Here is an 18,245-nt window from a genome sequence, read left to right on the forward strand (position 1 = left end):
GGAGCCACATGCAGGCCGCCATCGAATATCCGTTCGCCGCGCCGTTCGCCGATCCGCAGGGCTCGCCGATCCGCGAGCTGTTCCGGCATCTGGGCAAGCCCGGCATGATTTCGTTCGCGGGCGGCTATCCGTCGCCCGACCTGTTCGACCGTGACGGCATCGCGGCCGCGCTGGCCGACGCCTGTCGCGACGATCCGCTCGCGTGCCTGCAGTACGGCGACACCGCCGGCGCGCCGGGCCTGCGCCGTGCGCTGGCCGAGTGGATGACGCAGATGCGCGGCGTGTCCTGCGAGCCGGATCAGGTGCTGGTCACGACCGGTTCGCAGCAAGGCTTCGACCTGCTGCTGCGCACGCTGATCGAGCCGGGCGACGCCGCGCTGGTCGAGGCGCCCGCCTATCCGGCCGCGCTGCAGGCGCTGCGCCTCGCGGGCGCGACGATCGTGCCGGTCGCGACCGACGCGCACGGCATCGACGCCGATGCGCTGCACGCGCAACTGGCCGCGTGGCCGGCTGCGCGGCCGCGTCCGAAGCTGCTGTACACGGTGCCGACCTTCGCGAACCCGACCGGCGCGACCTTGCCCGCCGAGCGCCGCGCGGCGCTCGCGCGGCTCGCGCAGGAACATCGCTTCGTGCTGGTCGAGGACGATCCCTACGCGGACCTGCGCTTCGCGGGCGAGCCGCTGGCGCCGATCCTCGCCTGCGCGGGCGCGGCGGACTGGACGGTCTATCTGGGCAGCCTGTCGAAGATCGTCGCGCCGGGCTTGCGGATCGGCTGGGCCGTCGCGCCGGCCGCGATCGCGCGCCGGATGACGGTGGCCAAGCAGACGAGCGACCTGTGCACCGCGCCCGTCGCGCAGGAGGCGGTGCGCCGCTATCTGGACAGCGGCCGGCTCGCCGGCCACCTGCGCACGATCGCGCGCGCCTACGGCGGCCGTTGCGATGCGATGATGCGTGCGCTGCAGGCGTTCCTCGCGGACGACATCACGTGGAGCGCGCCGTCGGGCGGCATGTTCGTCTGGGCGCGGCTGACGGGCGGCCGCGACGCGGCCGAGGTGCTCAAGCGCGCGCTCGAGCACAACGTGATGTACGTGCCCGGCAGCGCGTTCTACGCATGCGACGCGGATCCGGCCACGCTGCGGCTGTCGTTCGCCGCGGCGGGCGAGGCGGAGATTTTCGAAGGCGTGCGGCGCCTGCGCGCGGCATTGGCGGTGCGTTAGCGTGGGCGGCCGAGCCGCCCGCGCGGCTTGCATGCCGCGCGCGAACGCGTTTCAATCGATCAACCCAAGCGGCGCAGCCGCACCGATCAACCTGTCCCTCAAGAGGAAGTGATGCAATTCAACGACATTCTCGCGGCGCTCGACATCGATCTTGGCCAGTGGCGGGGCAGCGCGCTGACCGCGCGTTCGCCGCTCGACGGCGCGACGCTCGCGACGCTCGCCGTCGACAGCGCGGCCGACGCCGAGCGCAAGATCGACGCCGCGCACGCGGCGTTCCTCAAGTGGCGCTCGGTGCCCGCGCCGGTGCGCGGCGAACTGGTGCGCGTGTTCGGCAACGTGCTGCGCGAGCACAAGGCGGCGCTCGGCCGCCTCGTCACGCTGGAGGCGGGCAAGATCGCGTCCGAGGGGCTGGGCGAGGTGCAGGAAATGATCGACATCTGCGATTTCGCGGTCGGTCTGTCGCGCCAGCTGTACGGCCTGACGATCGCCTCCGAGCGGCCCGGCCACCGCATGATGGAGACCTGGCATCCGCTCGGCGTGTGCGGCGTGATCTCGGCGTTCAATTTCCCGGTCGCGGTGTGGTCGTGGAACGCGGCGCTCGCGTTCGTGTGCGGCGACTCGGTCGTGTGGAAGCCGTCGGAAAAGACCCCGTTGACCGCGATCGCATGCCACACGCTGTTCGCCAAGGCGCTGCACGAATTCGAGAAGACCCACCCGGGCGTCGCGCCCGCGGGGCTGAGCCAGCTCGTGCTCGGCGCGCGCGAGGTCGGCGAGGTGCTGAGCACGTCGCCGAAGGTGCCGCTCGTCAGCGCGACGGGCAGCGTGCGGATGGGGATCGAGGTCGCGAAGGTGTTGAGCGCGCGGCTCGCGCGCAGCATCCTCGAGCTCGGCGGCAACAACGGCATGATCGTCGCGCCGAGCGCGGATCTCGATCTCGTGGTGCGCGCCGTGACGTTCTCGGCGGTCGGCACGGCGGGCCAGCGCTGCACCACGCTGCGCCGGCTGATCGTCCATCGCAGCGTGGCGGACCAGCTGCTGCCGCGCCTCGAAAAGGCGTTCGCGAGCGTGACGGTCGGCAATCCGCTCGAGGCGGGCACGCTGGTCGGGCCGCTCGTCGATCGCGCGTCGTTCGATGCGATGCAAAAGGCGCTGGCCGACGCGCGCGAGCAGGGCGGCACGGTGCTGGGCGGCGAGCGCGTCGATCTCGGCCATGCGGATGCGTACTACGTGCGGCCTGCCCTTGTGCGGATGCCCGCGCAGAGCGCCGTCGTGGAGCGCGAGACTTTCGCGCCGATCCTGTACGTGCTGGTCTACGATGAGTTCGCCGACGCGCTCGCGGTGCACAATGCGGTGCCGCAGGGGTTGTCGTCGTCGATCTTCACGAACGACGTGCGCGAGGCCGAGCAATTCATGTCGGGCGCGGGCAGCGATTGCGGGATCGTCAACGTGAACATCGGCACGAGCGGCGCGGAGATCGGCGGCGCGTTCGGCGGCGAGAAGGAAACGGGCGGCGGCCGCGAATCGGGCTCCGATGCGTGGAAGAGCTACATGCGCCGCGCGACCAACACGATCAACTACAGCCGCGAGCTGCCGCTCGCGCAAGGCGTGAAGTTCGACGTGTAAGCGCCGAACGGCGCGGCCTGGCGCCGCGTTCGTCCGCATCGCATCGGGCCGGGCCGCGCGCCCGGCCGCCTTCATCGCCGGATCCGCGCGTCGTTGCATCCGCAGCCGCATCGCCTGCCTGCCGACCTCGTGGGCCGGCGGGCCGCATCGGGCCGGGTCGTGCGCCCGGCCGCCTACGCGGCGGTGCGCGCCGCCGTCGAGCCGCGCACCACGAGTTCACCCGGCAGCACCAGCGTGCGCGCCGACATCGTCCGATCCGCGAGCCGTTGCATCAGCAACTGCATCGCGTTCTTGCCGATCTCGTAGACCGGCTGCGCGATCACCGTCACCCCCGGGGTGACCAGTTCCGTCCACGCATCATTGTCGAAGCCGGCGAGCGCGATGTCGTCGGGCACGCGCACGCCGTGCTCGCGCAGCGCGCGGTAGGCGCCGAGCAGCAGCAGGCCGTTGCTCGCGACGAGCGCGTCGGGCCGCGCCCCGGGCGCAGCCGCGAGCCATGCGGCCACCCGCGCATGCGCGGCTTCCGGATGCGGCTCGACGAATTCCACGGCGGCGTCGAGGCCGTGGCGGCGCAGCGCGTCCATGCAGCCCGCGTGCCGCTCGCGGCCCGTCGTGCTCGCATTGCCGAACAGGCCGGCGATGCGCCGGTAGCCGCGCGCGACCAGATGTTCGACGAGGCGCGTCGCGGCGTCGCGGTTGTCGAGCGTGACCGCATCCGCCGCGCCCGCGGGGCCGGCCCGGTCGATCATCACGACCGGGAACGCATGCGCGCGCGCGTCGAAGCGCTGCGCGGCATCGTGGGTCGGCGAGTAGATGACGCCCGTCACGCGTTCGCTTTCCATCAGGCGCAGGTACATCGCCTCTTTTTCCGGGTTCTCGTCGGTGTTGCAGAGGATCACGCGCATCCCCTGCCGGTACGCGGCGTCCTCCACCGCGCGGCTCACCTCCGTGAAGAACGGATTGCGCACGTCCGACACGAGCAGGCCGATGGTCGCGGTGTCGCCCGAACGCAGCCGCCGCGCGGCCGCGTTCGGGCGGTAGTCCAGCCGCTCGATCACCTCCAGCACGCGCCGACGCACCGCGTCTTTCACGGGACCGTTGTTCGACAGCACGCGCGAGACCGTCGTGACGGACACGCCCGCCGCTTCCGCGACATCCTTGATGCGTAGGGTCATGGCAGTGGAATCGATTTCTTTTCTGATCGGTACTTACCCTGAGTCTGGTGCGAGATCATGCGCCGGTCAGCCAGACCCACGACCACGCGCCATCGGGCGCAAGCCGCCATTTTACAGAGCAGGTGGCCCGCCGACACGGGAATTTGCGATTTAGGGCGCGCTTGACTGAAAAAGTGGTATCGATTTCAATGCGCACATTCCAACGATTCGAATCCAGGAGACGCGATGTCGATGTTGCTGACTGCGGAGCAAGTCCGGCTCGGCGCCGAGCCTCGCTCGAAACACGAGGCGATCGCCGAGGCCGGGGCGTTGCTCGTGGCGGCGGGCGCGATCGAGCCCGGCTATGTCGACAGCCTGCTCGGGCGCGAACAGGTGTCGAACACCTACCTGGGCCAGGGCGTCGCGATCCCGCACGGCCTGCAGGCCGATCGCCACCTGATCCGCCGCACCGCGATCGCGGTGCTGCAGGTGCCGGAGGGCGTCGAATGGCACGACGGCGAACGCGCCCGTCTCATCGTTGCGATCGCCGCCCAGTCCGGCGAGCATATCGCGCTGCTGCAACGCCTCACGCGCCTGATCGGCGAACCGGGCCGGCTCGATGCGCTGCTGGATGCGCACGATCCGCGACAGGTGGTCGACGCGCTGAACGGCGCGACGGCCGCGACCGATGCCGCCGCGCCCGCGCCTGCGATCGTCGCGGCGACGCCGGCCGATTATGCGGAGCGCGCCGAACTGACGCTCGACTATCCGCACGGGCTGCATGCGCGGCCCGCGAGCGCGTGGGTGGGCACCGCGAAGCGTTTCCAGGCCGCGCTGCGCGTGCGGCATGGCGCGACGGCCGCCGATCCGAAGAACCTCGTGAGCCTGCTGCAACTCGGCGCGACGGCGGGCGCGCAGCTGGTCGTGTCCGCGCAGGGCGTGGACGCGGCCGATGCACTCGCCGCGCTGACGCGCACGATTGCCGCGCTGGCGGCCGAGGAGCACGCGCGCGCGGCCGCCGCGAAGGCGCGTCGTGAACCGGCGCCGCCGGTGTGGACCCCGCAGGGCGCGGCGACCGTGATCGACGGCGTCGGCGCGGGCCCGGGCTTCGTGGTCGGGCCGGTGCGCGTGCTGCGCGGCGCGCGGCTCCAGGTCGACGACGTGCCGGGCGATACGCTCGAAGCGACGCGTGCGCTCGACCGTGCGCTGCGCGCGACCGGCCAGGAGCTCGATGCGCTCGCGCGCGACACGGCCGCGCGTCTGGGCGCGGCGGAAGGCGAGATCTTCGGCGCGCAGCGCGCGCTGCTCGACGATCCCGAGCTGCTCGCGGAGACCGCGCGCCGGCTGCTCGACGGGCACGGGCTCGCGTGGGCGTGGCACCAGGCCGCGGAGCAGCAGGCTGCGCGGCTCGCGGCGCTGCCCGATCCGCTGCTCGCGGCGCGCGCGATCGACCTGCGCGACGTCGCGCGCCGCGTGCTCGCGCAGCTCGGCGTGGCGGGCGCGGCCTCGTCGCTGCCCGATACGGCGCGGCCGTCGATCCTGATCGCGGAGGATCTGACGCCGTCCGACACCGCACGCCTCGATCGTGCCGTCACGCTGGGTTTCTGCACGGTGTCGGGCGGCCCGACCTCGCATACGGCGATCCTCGCGCGCACGCTCGGCGTGCCGGCGGCGGTCGCGTGCGGCGCCGCGCTGATGACGGTGGCCGACGGCGCGGACGCGGTGCTGGACGGCGCGGCCGGACGGCTGTACGTGGGCGTGTCCGCGCAGGATCTCGCGCGGGCGCGGCAGGTGCAGGCCCAGTTGCTGGAGGACGCGCGCCGCGCGGCCGCGAGCCGCGCGCTGCCGGCGACGACGCTCGACGGTCATGTGCTGGAGATCGGCGCGAACCTGACCCGTCCCGACCAGGTGCGCGACGCGCTGGACAGCGGCGCGGACGGCGTCGGCCTGATGCGCACCGAGTTCCTGTTCCTGGAGCGCGACCATGCGCCGGACGAGGACGAGCAGTTCGACTGCTACCGGCGCATGGTTGCCGCGAGCGGCGGCCGGCGGCTGATCATCCGCACGCTCGACATCGGCGGCGACAAGCAGGTGCCTTATCTGAACCTGCCCGAGGAGGCGAACCCGTTCCTCGGCGTGCGCGGCGTGCGGCTGTGCCTGCGCCGGCCGGATCTGTTCGTGCCGCAGCTGCGCGCGCTCTACCGTGCGGCCGGGACGGGGCCGCTGTGGATCATGTTCCCGATGGTGTCGACGCTGGACGAAGCGCGCCAGGCGCTCGAACTGGCCGAGCATGTGCGCGCCGAACTCGACGCGCCGAAGGTGCCGCTCGGCATCATGGTGGAGACGCCCTCGGCGGCCGCGCTCGCCGATCACTTCGCGGCGCTCGTGGATTTCTTCTCGATCGGCACCAACGATCTCACGCAGTACGTGCTCGCGATCGACCGCGAGCATCCGGAGCTGGCGCGCATGGCCGAAAGCCTGCATCCCGCTGTCCTGCGCATGATCCGGCAGACGGTGGACGGCGCGCGCCGTCATCGCAAGTGGGTCGGCGTGTGCGGCGGGCTGGCGGGCGAGCCGCTCGGCGCGTCGATTCTCGCGGGGCTCGGGGTCGACGAGCTGTCGATGAGCGCGCGCGACATCCCGGCCGTGAAGACGCGGCTGCGCGGCGCACGCCTCGATGCGTTGCAGGCGCTCGCCGAGCGCGCGCTCGCATGCGCGGACGCCGATGCGGTGCGGGCGCTGGACGGCGCGGACATCCGGGCGGCCGCATGAAGACTGTCGTGACCGTGACGCCGCATCCGGCGCTCGACCAGACCGTGCGGGTGGCGAACCTGGCGCCGGGCGAGGTGAACCGCGCCGAGTCGCTCGAAGTGAACGCGGGCGGCAAGGGCGTCAACGTGGCGGCGTGCCTCGCCGACTACGGTCTTGCGACCATCGCCACCGGCCTGCTCGGCGAGGAGGACCGCGGCGCGTTCGAGGCGCTGTTCGCGGCCAAGCACATCACCGATCGCTTCGTGCAGGTGGCGGGCCGCGCGCGGATCAACGTGAAGCTCGTCGATCCGGCGCGCGGCGAAACCACGGACATCAATCTGCCGGCCGCGCGCGTGACGCCGGCCGAGGTCGACGCGCTCGCGGCGCGGCTGCGCGAGCTGGCGGCGCCGGGGCGATGGTTCGTGCTGGCGGGCAGCCTGCCGCCCGGGGTGGACGCGGGTTTCTATCGGCGCGCGATCGCGGCGCTGCGCGGCGCGGGCGCGCAGGTCGCGCTCGATACGAGCGGCGCGCCGCTGGCCGAGGTGCTGTCGGCCGGCCCCGACGCGCTCCCCGATCTGATCAAGCCGAACCGCGAAGAACTCGCGGCGGCGCTCGGGCACGCGCTGGAGAGCGACGACGCGGTGCTGGAGGCCGCGTGCGCGCTGGTCGGGCGCGGCATCGCGCGGGTGGTCGTGTCGCTGGGCGCGCGCGGCGCGCTGGGCGTGACGGCGGACCCGGGCGCGGGCGCGGCGCGTTGCCGCGTGTTCCGGGCGACGCCGCCGGCGGTGCCCGTGGCGAGCACGGTGGGCGCGGGCGATGCGCTGGTCGCGGGGCTCGTTGCCGGGCTCGTCGAGGGACGGCCGTGGGACGAGGTCGGGCGACGCGCGACCGCGATCGCGGCGGCGAAGCTGGCGCGGGTGGGGCCGCATCTGCCGGGGCGGACGGCGCTCGATGCGCTGGCCGAACGCGTGGCAGTCGAGACATACACGGTGGCCGCGCCGATGGGCGCGGCGATACAGCGGGCCGGATAGGCGGAGACAACGGCAATGGAAAAAATGATAGGACTCGTCGCGGCGCCGGAACAGGCTGCCGCGCCCGTGGTGGCGGCGCAGGCGTTGAGCCGCGCGGCGCGTGCGCGCGGCGCGGCGCTGGCGCTGGAGACGCGCAGCGCGCTGGGCGTGGAGGCGCCGTTGTCGGCCGCCCAGATCGAGGCGGCGCGCACGGTGCTGATCGCGGCGGACGTGGGCGTGTCGATCGACGCCGCGCCGTTCGCGGGCAAGACGATCGTGCGGGTGACGCTCGACGATGCGATCCGCGAGGCGGACGCGGTGCTCGCGCGCGCGGCGGACAGCGCGCGGCGCGAGACGCCGGCAACCTCGGCGAGGCCGCCGAAGGTTCTGAAAATCGTGGCGGTCACGTCCTGTCCGACCGGCATCGCGCACACCTTCATGGCGGCGGAGGGGCTTGCGCAGGGCGCCCAGGCGCTCGGTCACGAGATCCACGTGGAGACGCAGGGCTCGGTGGGCGCGCAGAACCCGCTGACCGACGCGCAGATCGCGGCGGCGGACCTGGTGGTGATCGCCGCCGACACGCAGGTCGACAAGAGCCGCTTTCGCGGCAAGCGGCTTTACGAAACCGGCACCAAGAGCGCGATCGGCAAGGGCGCGGCGCTGCTGGAGCGCGCCTGGGCGGAGGCGCGCGTCGAGGGCGACGCGCCGGCGCGGCCGCTCGCGGACCAGGTGGCGGCGGCCAAGCAGACGCGCGCGGCGCAGGCGGGCGGACCCTATCGCCATCTGATGACGGGCGTGTCGTTCATGCTGCCGTTCGTGGTGGCGGGCGGCTTGCTGATCGCGCTGTCGTTCGCGCTGGGCGGCATCTACGCGTTCGACGACGCGCACCGGGGCACGCTCGCCTGGGCGCTGTTCCAGATCGGCGCGAAATCGGCGTTCGCGCTGATCGTGCCGGCGCTGTCGGGATATATCGCGTACTCGATCGCGGATCGCCCGGGGATCGCGCCGGGCATGGTCGGCGGGATGCTGGCCGCGAGCCTCGGGGCCGGCTTCCTGGGCGGGATCGCATCGGGTTTCCTGGCCGGCTACGCGGCGTTGCTGATCAACCGGCGCCTGAAGCTGCACCGCAACCTCGAAGGCTTGAAGCCGGTGCTGATCATTCCGCTGCTGTCGACGCTGATCGTCGGCTTGCTGATGATCTACGTGGTCGGCACGCCGGTGGCCGCGGCGCTGCATGCGCTGGAGGGGTGGCTGCGCTCGATGCAGGCGGGCAGCGCGCTCACGCTCGGGCTGATCCTCGGCGCGATGATGGCGTTCGACATGGGCGGGCCGATCAACAAGGCCGCGTATGCGTTCAGCGTGGGCCTGATCGCGAGCCACGTCTACACGCCGATGGCCGCGACGATGGCGGCCGGGATGACGCCGCCGCTCGGCATCGCGCTCGCGACCTGGCTGTTCCGCGCGCGCTTCTCGCCGGAGGAGCGCGAGGCCGGCAATGCGGCCGCGGTGCTCGGCATCGCGTTCATCACCGAAGGCGCGATTCCGTTCGCCGCGCGCGATCCGATGCGCGTCATTCCCGCCTGCGTCGCGGGTTCGGCGGTGGCCGGCGCGATCTCGATGGTGGCCGGCGCGGAACTGAAGGTGCCGCACGGCGGGATCTTCGTGCTGCCGATTCCCAATGCGGTCTCGCATCTCGGCCTGTATGCGGTCGCGATCCTCGCCGGCACGCTCGTGACCGCCGTGGCGGTGGGGGCGTTCAAACGCAAGTAGGCGGTTCGCCCATGCGCCCGGCGCTCCGCCGGGCGTCGCGGTTTTCCCGACGATCTCGTGCGTCTTTGCATGCCGCGGCGTGGGCGCGCCGGTCGTCCGGCCGAGTCGGGTCGATGCCGGAACCGATCGCCTGACGGACGTTCTCCCTTCTTGCACTCGACACGCACGCTCGCATCGTCATCGGGGCGGCGTGTTGGCCGAGCGCGTCGGATTTCGCCGTGCATGTCCCCGCCGGCGGCAGCGGTTTCTCCGTGTCCGCGCAGGGCGACCATGCGGCGGCGAACGACGACGTCGACATGCCGGCGCGCGTGGAGGGCACCCGCGTCGTATCGATCGCTTGCGCCCGAACATGACTCCCGGTTCGACATGCGTTTCGGGACGCTCCGCTCGATGCGGCGGCGAGTGCTTGCCGACGAGGCGAACGACGGCGGCAATCCGGCTTCCTTATATGAGTGCGCGACAAGGCGCGCGTGGCCGGTCTCGTCGCGCGCGCTTCCCCCGCCGTCTTCCGATTGCCAATTCATGTCGATGGCGCATCCCCGCGCTTGGGAGCGGCGCCCGATGCCGGTGTGTCGGCAGTTTGAAGAAAAGCTTGCGATGAGTTTGCAGGTGATTGGATTAATGAAATAAATCGGCGCGATGAGAGGTAACGTTGAATAGTCGATAAATATCAATAAAATCGAGCAAGGAATTTTCCGACATGATTTAATTGGAACATTCCTATTTTTCCATTCGAAACCACTGATGGGCAAAACGCCACGGGATGAACGCGTGGCGTTTTTCGTTTCGGCTGCGCGGATCTTGCGCGGCCGGCGCAAGATCCCGCCGCGCGTTGACGAGTGGACGACACGATCCCGTTCCGAGGGGGATGCCATGCCGCTGATTACCGTTTCGATGTTTCCTGGCCGCAGCGATGCGCAGAAGGCCGCGCTCGCCGAAGCGCTGACCGACGCGTTCCTGAGCACCTGCGGCGGCGACCGCGGCGGCGTGTGGGTGATCCTCGACGAGGTGCCGAAGTCGAACTGGGCGGTGGGCGGGCAGTTGCGCGCCGGCGCCGCGCCGAAATCGGAGTAGGCGCGTGACGAAGGTGTGCGCCACATGCTGAAGAATCTTTCGCTCTTCTCGCTCGTCGTCGCGGTTTGGGGCAGTACCTGGTTCGGCATCAAGCTGCAGGGCGGCGTCGTGCCGATCGAGCTGTCGGCCGGCTATCGCTTCCTGCTCGCGGCCGCGTGCCTGTTCGTCATCAGCGCGGCAACCGGCCGGCGCCTGCGGTTTCCGCCGCGCACGCACGCGCGCTTCGCGGCGATCGGCGTGCTGCAGTACGGGGTCAACTACATCCTGTTCTATCACGCGTCCGAATACATGGTGTCGGGGCTGATGTCGGTGGTGTTCGCGCTGTCCGCGAGCTTCAACCTGATCAACGCGCGCGTGTTCCTCAAGCGGCCGATCCGGCCCGGCATCGCCGCCGCCGCCGGGGTCGGCGCGCTCGGCCTGTGCATCGCGTTCTGGCCGGACATCCGCCGCAACACGGCCAACGACGGCATGCTGCTCGGGCTCGCGCTGAGCCTCGTCGGGACCTTGTCGTTCTCGCTCGGCAACACGCTGTCCGCGAAGGTGCAGGCGGCGGACGTGCCGGTCATGTCGGGCGCGGCGTGGAGCATGCTGTACGGCGGCGCGTGGTCGACCCTGTTCGCGCTGTCGCGCGGCGCGGTGCTGCAATTCGACTGGAGCACGGTCTATGTCGGCAGCCTGCTGTATCTGTCGATCATCGGCTCGGCGGTCGGGTTCGTCGCCTACCTGACCTTGCTCGGCCGGGTCGGGCCGGGGCGCGCGGCGTTCACGACGCTGCTGTTTCCGCTCGTCGCGCTCGGTTTTTCCGCCGCACTCGAGCATTACCACTGGAATCCGTATCTCGGCGTCGGCGTCGTGATCGTGCTGCTGTCCAACGCGACGATGCTGAGGCGGCGCTGAGCGGCCGCGCTCGACGGGGCGCGGCGGTCGGCCTGCCGTCGTGCGTTCAGCGTGCGCGAAGATCTTGCAATGAGGCGAGGGAGCGGCGAGGCGGCCGGCGCGACGCGCGCCGGCACACGGTGGCGCGACCGCCACGGCGCGGTTGCCCGCGCCGCGCGGTGCGTCAGTGATGCGAGTAGGTGTCCTGCGCAGGCGTATGCCGTGCGTGATGCTTCTTGTGGTGCTTCTTCTTGGTCGCCTTGTGGTGAGGCGCGGCGGTCGGTTGCTGCGGCGCGCCATTCATGGCCGGTTGCGCCGGAGCGGGCGCCGGCGCCGCGGCGCCGCCGTTTCCGGACATCGTTGCCTGGCCTTCGCCGAACTGATAGTTCGTTTGCGCATAGGCGGCGGCCGTCGTGGCGAGCACGGCGCATGCGCCGGCGAGCAGCTTCGTGACTTTCATCGGGAATCCTCCTTATCTGAACCGGGCGAGAGCATACCCTGTCAGACGGGCGGGATCATGTCGTTTCGGTGACAGCGAAGCATCTTTGACAATTCCGCCCGCGCCGTGTCATTTGCCGCACATCCGATGTTCAGTACTGCCGGTTTTCGTCCCCGCGGCGATCGTCGCCCCGGTCGTCCCTGGGCGGATGCGCACGCTCCCACTCGGCGCGTTCCCAGTAACGGTGCCCATCCCAATAGCGATCGCCGTGCCAGCCGATGCCCACGTTCACATCCACGCCCGGCCCGGGCGCGGCCGGATAGACCGCGCATCCGGCCAGCGCGATCGTGACGAAGGAGGCCAGCAGCGCCGGCGCAATCAGTTTGTTCATTGTCCAATCCCCTTTTCGAGTCGGGCGGCTGTTTCGCGCACCCTGTCATGGAGCATAAGCACGACGCGCGTCACGCGAAGTAAGGGATTGCAACGATTGATGACGGCGCGCCGCGCTGGCGGTGCCCGCGCCGCGCCGGGGCGCGGCGACCGCCGATCGTCAAGCAGTGTCAGCCGCGCGGGCGGCTCAGGCCGCGGGCGGCGGCACGTTCTGCACCACCAGCATTTGCGGATTCGACAGCTGGATGCCCGCCGCGCGCAGCCGTTTCAGGATCTCGAACAACAGGTCGCTCTTGGTCGACGATGCGATGCGCGGGCTCGCCACGTAGCCCGTCACGCTCAACGTGATCCCGTCCGGCGTGAGCTGGCTGAAGGACACCGACGGCGCGGGCTTGTCGAGGATCGCCGGGTGTTCGCGGTACGCCTCCAGCAACAGGTCGCGCACCTGCTCCGGATCGGTGTTGAGCGGGAAGGTCAGCACCAGCGTCGCCACGCCCTGCGTGCTGTTGCCCATCGTCACGTTGCGCAGGTTCTGCGAGATCAGCTGCGAATTCGGCACGATCACGGTCGAGCGGTCGCTGAGCTGGATTTCGGTCGCGCGCACGTTGATGCGGCGGATGTCGCCCTCCACGCCGCTGATGCTCACCATGTCGCCGACCTTCACCGGCCGCTCGGTCAGCAGGATCAGCCCCGATACGAAGTTCTTCACGATCTCCTGCAGGCCGAAACCGATCCCGACCGACAGCGCGCTCACGATCCAGGCGAGGTTGTTCCACTTGACGCCCAGCATCGACAGCGTCATCAACACGACCAGCACGTAGCCGAGGTTGCTGAACAGCGTCACGAGCGACGCGCGCATCCCGGGGTCCATGCCGAGCGTGGGCAGGAACTTCGTGTCGAGCCAGCGGCGCACTGAGCGCATCACGTACATGCCGATCGCGAAGCCGATCAGCGCGTTCAGGATCTGGTCCGGCACGATGTTGAGCGCGCGCAGCTTGTCGCCGCCGAGCATTGCGAGCAGGCTGTCGAACAGGTCGCCCGGCGTGGTGCCGAAGCCGCCCGTCGACAGCGCCAGCACCGCGAGCAGCAGCAGCACGCTGGTGCCGATCCCCGACAGCACGGTCGAGGCCTGTTCCAGGTGGCTGTCGGTCAGGCCGAACAGGTGCTTGATCAGCTTGCCGCTCGAATGATTCGCGGAAAACACGCTTTCGCAGATGTCGCGCGTGAGCTGCGTCAGCAGGTAGGTGCTGCACAGCACGATCTCGAACCACACCAGCTCGTAGGTGATGAAACGCGCGACCGTGATGTAGCCGATCAGCAGCGCGAGCAGCGACGCCACCACGGCCAGCGTGACGGCGGCATGGATCAGCCCCGCCAGCGTCGAGCGCGCCTCGGGCGGCTCGCCCGCGGCCGCGAGCGCGGTGCGCACGCGATTCGCGCGCAGCAGCGATGCGCCGATCGTCAGCACGACGACCAGCGAGACGATGCCGCGCCCGAACAGCGTGACCTGCAGGCTCGTGTCGGCGATCCGGTTGATCTGCTCGAGCGTGCCGGACACCAGCAGCAGCGCGCCGAGGATCGCGGGAAACGGCCGCATCGCGCGCGCCACCGGATCGGCCATCTCAGGCAGCCGCCAGGTCGGATGCTCGGTGCACAGCAGCGCGCGGCCGAGGCCCGTGATCAGCGCGCAGGTCAGCGTGAGCTTGGTGAACTCCGTCGCGAGATCGAGCAGGGCCGGGGTCAGCTCGTGGTTGAAGAACAGCGCGACGAACATCACCTGCACCGCGACGCCCGTCGCCAGCAGGGTCGCCAGCGCGGTCGACAGCGCGAGCGCACTGCGCCGCAGGCGGCTTTCCGGCAGTTGGTTCACGCTGAACCACGCGAGCCCGCGTTCGAGCAGGCGGCGCCCGCCGAGCCACACCGCCAGCGCGAGGATCAGCAGCAGCGCGGTCGTGATGCGCTGGCCCGGCTGCCAGGCCGTGTGCCACAGGTCGGCGAGTTCCGCGTCGAATGCGTCGAGGCGTTGCTGGTCTTCCGGCAGCGGCCGGTACAGCGGCGCCCAGAACTGCGCGCCCAGGATGCTGCTCGAGCGCAGCGCCAACTGGTTCTTGAGCAGGCTGCGCCGCAGTTTCGCGAACTGCAGCGTCAGGTTGAGCAGCTTGCTCCGTTCATCGGCCGCCTGCTTGAGCGCCGCGTCGAGCTGGGACTTGCTGCTGCTCAGATTCTCGCGCTGTTCGGCGACGGCCGGTGTTTCCGGCGCGGCGCCCGCCACGGGCGGCGGCCCGAGCACGTCGAGCTTCGCCTGCAACTGGGCGCGCTGCGGCGTCAGCACGGTGGTCAGCTTGTCGACGTCGGCGCTCAGCTGCTGGGTCGCGTCGTCGAGCGCGTCCAGTTGCTTGCTGCTGGTCGCGCTCGACGTCTGTTGCTTGATCTGGTCCTGCGCCGTTTGCAGCCGCTTCAGTTCGGCCGCGATGGCCTCGCGGGTCATCGCGGGCGCGGTGGCGATATCGGGCACGAGCGCGGTGGGCGCGGAAGCAGTAAAGACGGCGGACGCAGCGGATGCCGTGGATGTCGCGAAGGCGGGCCGCTGCGCCGCCATCCCGGCGGGCAGCCAGTGCAACAGGACGAGGAGCGCGAGATAGCGCGCGCAACGGGACAGTTTGGATATATGCATGGGTAACCTTACGAACTGCTGACGATCGTGGCATCAGTGAATGGCTCGTAGCTTGCCACGGTTCGGCCGATCGACGCGGTTCGGCGGGTCGCGCATATCGATCCGGCGCATCCGGCGCATTGCGCCGAGGCGCGCGCCGGCCGCGTCATGGGCCGGTAGAATGCGCCGGTGTCCCGCCGCGCGGCGGGGCGCCTACGATCACGACATGCATCCGCCAGGAGACAGCGCCCGATGGCCTTACCGGAAACTTCCCCGCGCGCGTCCGCCACGCCCGCTTTCCCGCTCGACGCCGCGACGATCGCGGCGCGGCTCGACCGCCTGCCCGCCACCCGCAGCATCTGGAAGCTGGTGGTGCTGCTGAGCCTCGGCTTTTTCTTCGAGTGTACGACCTGCTGTACAGCGGCTATGTCGCGCCGGGCCTCGTCAAGAGCGGCATCCTGAGCGCCACGACCCACGGCCTGTTCGGCACCACGGGCGTCGCGAGCTTCATCGCGGCGCTGTTCGCCGGGCTCTTCATCGGCACCATCGCCTGCGGTTTTCTCGCCGATCGCTTCGGCCGCCGCGCGGTATTCACCTGGTCGCTGCTGTGGTACACGGGCGCGAACGTGGTGATGGCGTTCCAGGACACGGCCGCCGGGCTCAACTTCTGGCGCTTCGTGGTCGGCCTCGGGCTCGGCGTCGAGATGGTGACGATCGGCACGTACATCTCCGAGCTGGTGCCGAAGCAGATCCGCGGCCGCGCATTCGCGTGCGAGCAGGCGGTGGGCTTCACGGCGGTGCCGGTGGTCGCGTTCCTGGCCTATCTGCTGGTGCCGCATGCGCCGCTCGGCTTCGACGGCTGGCGCTGGGTCGTGCTGATCGGCGCGCACGGCGCGATCTTCGTCTGGTGGATCCGCCGCGCATTGCCGGAGAGCCCCCGCTGGCTCGCGCAGCAGGGGCGGCTCGCGGAGGCCGACCAGATCATGACGGCGCTGGAGGCGCGGGTCGCGGCCGAGTACGGCCGTCCGCTGCCGCCGCCCGCGCCGGCCGACGCCGCGCCCGCGCGCGGCCGTTTCGCGGACATGTGGGTGCCGCCTTACCGCAAGCGCACGCTGATGATGACGCTCTTCAACGTGTTCCAGACCGTCGGCTTCTATGGTTTCGCGAACTGGGTGCCGACGTTGCTGATCAAGCAGGGCATCACGATCACGACGAGCCTCATGTATTCGAGCGTGATCGCGCTCGCCGCGCCGCTCGGCCCGCTGCTCGGCCTCGTGATCGCCGACCGCTTCGAGCGCAAGACCGTGATCGTCGCGATGGCGGGCGCCGCGCTCGTCTGCGGGCTGATGTTCAGCCAGGCCTCCGCGGCGGGGCTGCTGGTCGGCCTCGGCATCTGCCTCACGCTCGCGAACAACATCATGTCCTACAGCTTCCACGCGTATCAGGCGGAACTGTTTCCGACCGCGATCCGTGCGCGCGCGGTCGGCTTCGTCTATTCGTGGAGCCGGTTCTCGGCCATCTTCACGTCGTTCGCGATCGCGGCCGTGCTCAAGGGTTTCGGCACCACGGGCGTATTCGTGTTCATCGCGGGCGCGATGGCGATCGTGATGGCGACGATCGGGCTGATGGGGCCGCGCACCAAGGGGATCGCGCTCGAACGGATCTCCGGCTGACACCGGGCCGGCGCGCCGGCAACGGGCGCGCCGGCGCCGCGCTCAGGCTTCGAGCGCGAGCAGCGCGAACGAGGCGAGCCAGTGCTCGCCCATGTAGTCGCCGGCAACGTGCGCGAGCGCGGTCGACAGGTGAGTGTCGGCCGCGTCCAGCAGCACCGCGCGGCGGGGGTCGCCGTCCGCCAGCGCGCGCGCCAGCGCGCGCTGGCACCATGCGCGGCTCAGGTTCAGCCCGTCGAGATGGGCGATCTTGCCGTCGCTGCGATCGGTGACCGTCGCGGGCGTAAACAGCGTGGCCGGGCGGCGTTCGGCCAGCTCCGGCAGGAAGCGCGCGAACCAGCCGTCGAACTCGGCCGGCGGCAGGACCCGCCGCATCAATTCCGCCTCCATCAGCGCGGGCGACAGGAATTCGTCTCCGCTGGGCTCCCACGCCTGGCAGTGCGCGTCGCCGAGGTGCCAGCGGCGCGCGGTGTCGACGATCAGCGCCGCCAGCGCGTCGTGGCCGGTCTGCCGCGCGAAGTCGAGCGCCAGCGACAGGGCGAACGCGGTGTTGAAATGCGTGCCGACCCGCAGCGGATAGATCGCCTTCGGCAGGAACGCGGTGAAGCGCTCGACAAAGCGCTCGGTGAGCGGCGCGAGCGTGCGCGACCAGCGGCGGCCGTCGTCGTCGGGCATCGCCGCGAGCTGCGCGGCCAGCGCGAGCAGCCAGCCCCATCCATACGGACGTTCGAAGCCGCGGTTGTGCGGCAGATCCAGGTAGGCCGCCTCGCCGGCCATCTTGTCGGCGGTGAAGTGCGCATCGACGACCGAGCGGATCTGCGCGGCCTCGGGCAGGCCGGGATAGCGGGCGAGCAGCCGCGTGACGAGCCAGTAGCCGTGCACGCAGGAATGCCAGTCGTAGCTGCCGTAGAACACCGGATGCAGCGCGCGCGGGCCCTGCACGTCCTGGGGACCGTCGAGGCTGTGCGTGAGCTTGTTCGGATATTCGCGCGTCAGGTGCTTGAGCGCGAGGGTCGCGAAGCGCGAGGCAAGGGCGGGAGTGAGCAGGTGTGAGGTCACGATGAGCAGGGCGTCGGGTGGACGGGCGCCACGCGACGCGGCGTGACGGCTGGCGCTCATGTTACCCGGCGCGCGCGGCGGGCGTTTGCCCGTGATGTACTCAGCGGCCGCAGCCCAGTTGCCGGTAGCGCGCGTCGAGCGCGGCCCGTCGCGCATCGGGTGCGGGTTGCGCGGCCTGCGGGCGGGAACCGGCCGGTGCGACGAGCGCATGGCCGGTCGCGGGGGCGGCGGCCGGGCGTGCGGTGGTGGACGGTGTCAGGCCGGCGGACATCGCGGTGCGCGCGAGCGCGTCGCGCTGCGCGGCCAGTTTCCGGCAGGCGGCCTGGCGCGCCGGCGCGCGCGCGGGGGCGGCGGCCGTCGCGGGCTCGGCCGGCGCGGCGAATGACAGCGGGGGCGGCGGCAACGGCTGGGTCGGCCGCAGGCCGAACGGCTGTTGCGGCACCGCCTGCATCTGCGCCGGCTGCAAGCCGAACTGGGCGGCAGCGGCCGCACCGCCGGCGAACGTGACAGCGAGGCCCGCGATGCAGAGGATCGGAAGTTTCATGGGTGACGATGGAAG

Annotated in this window: 13 protein-coding genes and 1 pseudogene; 8 read left to right on the forward strand and 6 right to left on the reverse strand. The window is 70.9% G+C overall.

Features of this window, described 5'->3' with window-relative positions; genetic code table 11:
• Nucleotides 1–8 precede the first annotated feature (8 nt).
• Both Bsp3421_RS06815 and amaB read left to right on the forward strand, forming a co-directional pair.
• Nucleotides 9–1,217, forward strand: a complete 1,209-nt coding sequence (locus Bsp3421_RS06815) for an aminotransferase-like domain-containing protein (RefSeq protein ID WP_273997579.1) — start codon at nt 9–11, stop codon at nt 1,215–1,217.
• Between the two features lie 111 nt (nt 1,218–1,328).
• A complete protein-coding gene (gene amaB / locus Bsp3421_RS06820) occupies nt 1,329–2,840 on the forward strand; it encodes an L-piperidine-6-carboxylate dehydrogenase (protein ID WP_273997580.1) in 1,512 nt (503 codons plus the stop codon).
• 173 nt (nt 2,841–3,013) lie between these two features.
• On the opposite strand, the gene Bsp3421_RS06825 is transcribed toward amaB, so the two are convergent.
• Nucleotides 3,014–4,015 carry a LacI family DNA-binding transcriptional regulator gene (locus tag Bsp3421_RS06825; RefSeq protein WP_273997581.1) on the reverse strand — a complete coding sequence of 334 codons (1,002 nt, stop codon included), beginning with the start codon at nt 4,013–4,015 and terminating at the stop codon, nt 3,014–3,016.
• Between the two features lie 225 nt (nt 4,016–4,240).
• Between Bsp3421_RS06825 and ptsP the strand changes: the two genes are divergently transcribed.
• The 5 genes from ptsP to Bsp3421_RS06850 all read left to right on the forward strand — a co-directional run bounded on the left by ptsP (nt 4,241) and on the right by Bsp3421_RS06850 (nt 11,496).
• Nucleotides 4,241–6,766: a phosphoenolpyruvate--protein phosphotransferase gene (gene ptsP, locus Bsp3421_RS06830; protein WP_273997582.1), complete on the forward strand. Its 2,526-nt coding sequence runs from the start codon at nt 4,241–4,243 to the stop codon at nt 6,764–6,766.
• A complete protein-coding gene (gene pfkB / locus Bsp3421_RS06835) occupies nt 6,763–7,776 on the forward strand; it encodes a 1-phosphofructokinase (RefSeq protein WP_273997583.1) in 1,014 nt (337 codons plus the stop codon). The genes ptsP and pfkB overlap by 4 nt, the downstream gene beginning before the upstream one ends.
• A 15-nt stretch (nt 7,777–7,791) precedes the next feature.
• Complete coding sequence (locus Bsp3421_RS06840) at nt 7,792–9,525, forward strand: PTS fructose-like transporter subunit IIB (protein WP_273997584.1); 1,734 nt, start codon at nt 7,792–7,794, stop codon at nt 9,523–9,525.
• A 744-nt stretch (nt 9,526–10,269) separates the two neighbouring features.
• Nucleotides 10,270–10,599: a tautomerase family protein gene (locus tag Bsp3421_RS06845; protein ID WP_273997585.1), complete on the forward strand. Its 330-nt coding sequence runs from the start codon at nt 10,270–10,272 to the stop codon at nt 10,597–10,599.
• Nucleotides 10,600–10,623: 24 nt separating this feature from the next.
• Nucleotides 10,624–11,496 (forward strand): DMT family transporter, encoded by an 873-nt coding sequence (locus Bsp3421_RS06850; protein WP_273997586.1) that lies wholly within the window; start codon nt 10,624–10,626, stop codon nt 11,494–11,496.
• A gap of 163 nt (nt 11,497–11,659) precedes the next feature.
• Here the strand turns inward: Bsp3421_RS06850 and Bsp3421_RS06855 are convergent, their stop codons facing one another.
• The 3 genes from Bsp3421_RS06855 to Bsp3421_RS06865 form a co-directional block, all read right to left on the reverse strand.
• Nucleotides 11,660–11,935, reverse strand: coding sequence for a hypothetical protein (locus tag Bsp3421_RS06855; protein WP_273997587.1), 276 nt, complete (start codon nt 11,933–11,935; stop codon nt 11,660–11,662).
• Nucleotides 11,936–12,065: 130 nt separating this feature from the next.
• Entirely contained in the window at nt 12,066–12,305 is a 240-nt protein-coding gene (locus tag Bsp3421_RS06860) for a hypothetical protein (protein WP_273997588.1), read from the reverse strand.
• A 186-nt stretch (nt 12,306–12,491) separates the two neighbouring features.
• Nucleotides 12,492–14,978 (reverse strand): DUF3772 domain-containing protein, encoded by a 2,487-nt coding sequence (locus tag Bsp3421_RS06865; protein ID WP_273997589.1) that lies wholly within the window; start codon nt 14,976–14,978, stop codon nt 12,492–12,494.
• Between the two features lie 231 nt (nt 14,979–15,209).
• On the opposite strand from Bsp3421_RS06865, the pseudogene Bsp3421_RS06870 reads away from it, so the two are divergent.
• Nucleotides 15,210–16,630, forward strand: a pseudogene (locus tag Bsp3421_RS06870) (MFS transporter).
• A gap of 42 nt (nt 16,631–16,672) precedes the next feature.
• On the opposite strand, the gene Bsp3421_RS06875 reads toward Bsp3421_RS06870, so the two are convergent.
• Together Bsp3421_RS06875 and Bsp3421_RS06880 are read right to left on the reverse strand one after the other, a co-directional pair.
• Nucleotides 16,673–17,686, reverse strand: coding sequence for a DUF2891 domain-containing protein (locus Bsp3421_RS06875; protein WP_273998300.1), 1,014 nt, complete (start codon nt 17,684–17,686; stop codon nt 16,673–16,675).
• A 100-nt stretch (nt 17,687–17,786) separates the two neighbouring features.
• Nucleotides 17,787–18,230: a hypothetical protein gene (locus tag Bsp3421_RS06880; RefSeq protein ID WP_273997590.1), complete on the reverse strand. Its 444-nt coding sequence runs from the start codon at nt 18,228–18,230 to the stop codon at nt 17,787–17,789.
• Nucleotides 18,231–18,245: the final 15 nt, after the last annotated feature.

The sequence above is a fragment of the Burkholderia sp. FERM BP-3421 genome (assembly GCF_028657905.1).
GTDB lineage: Bacteria > Pseudomonadota > Gammaproteobacteria > Burkholderiales > Burkholderiaceae > Burkholderia.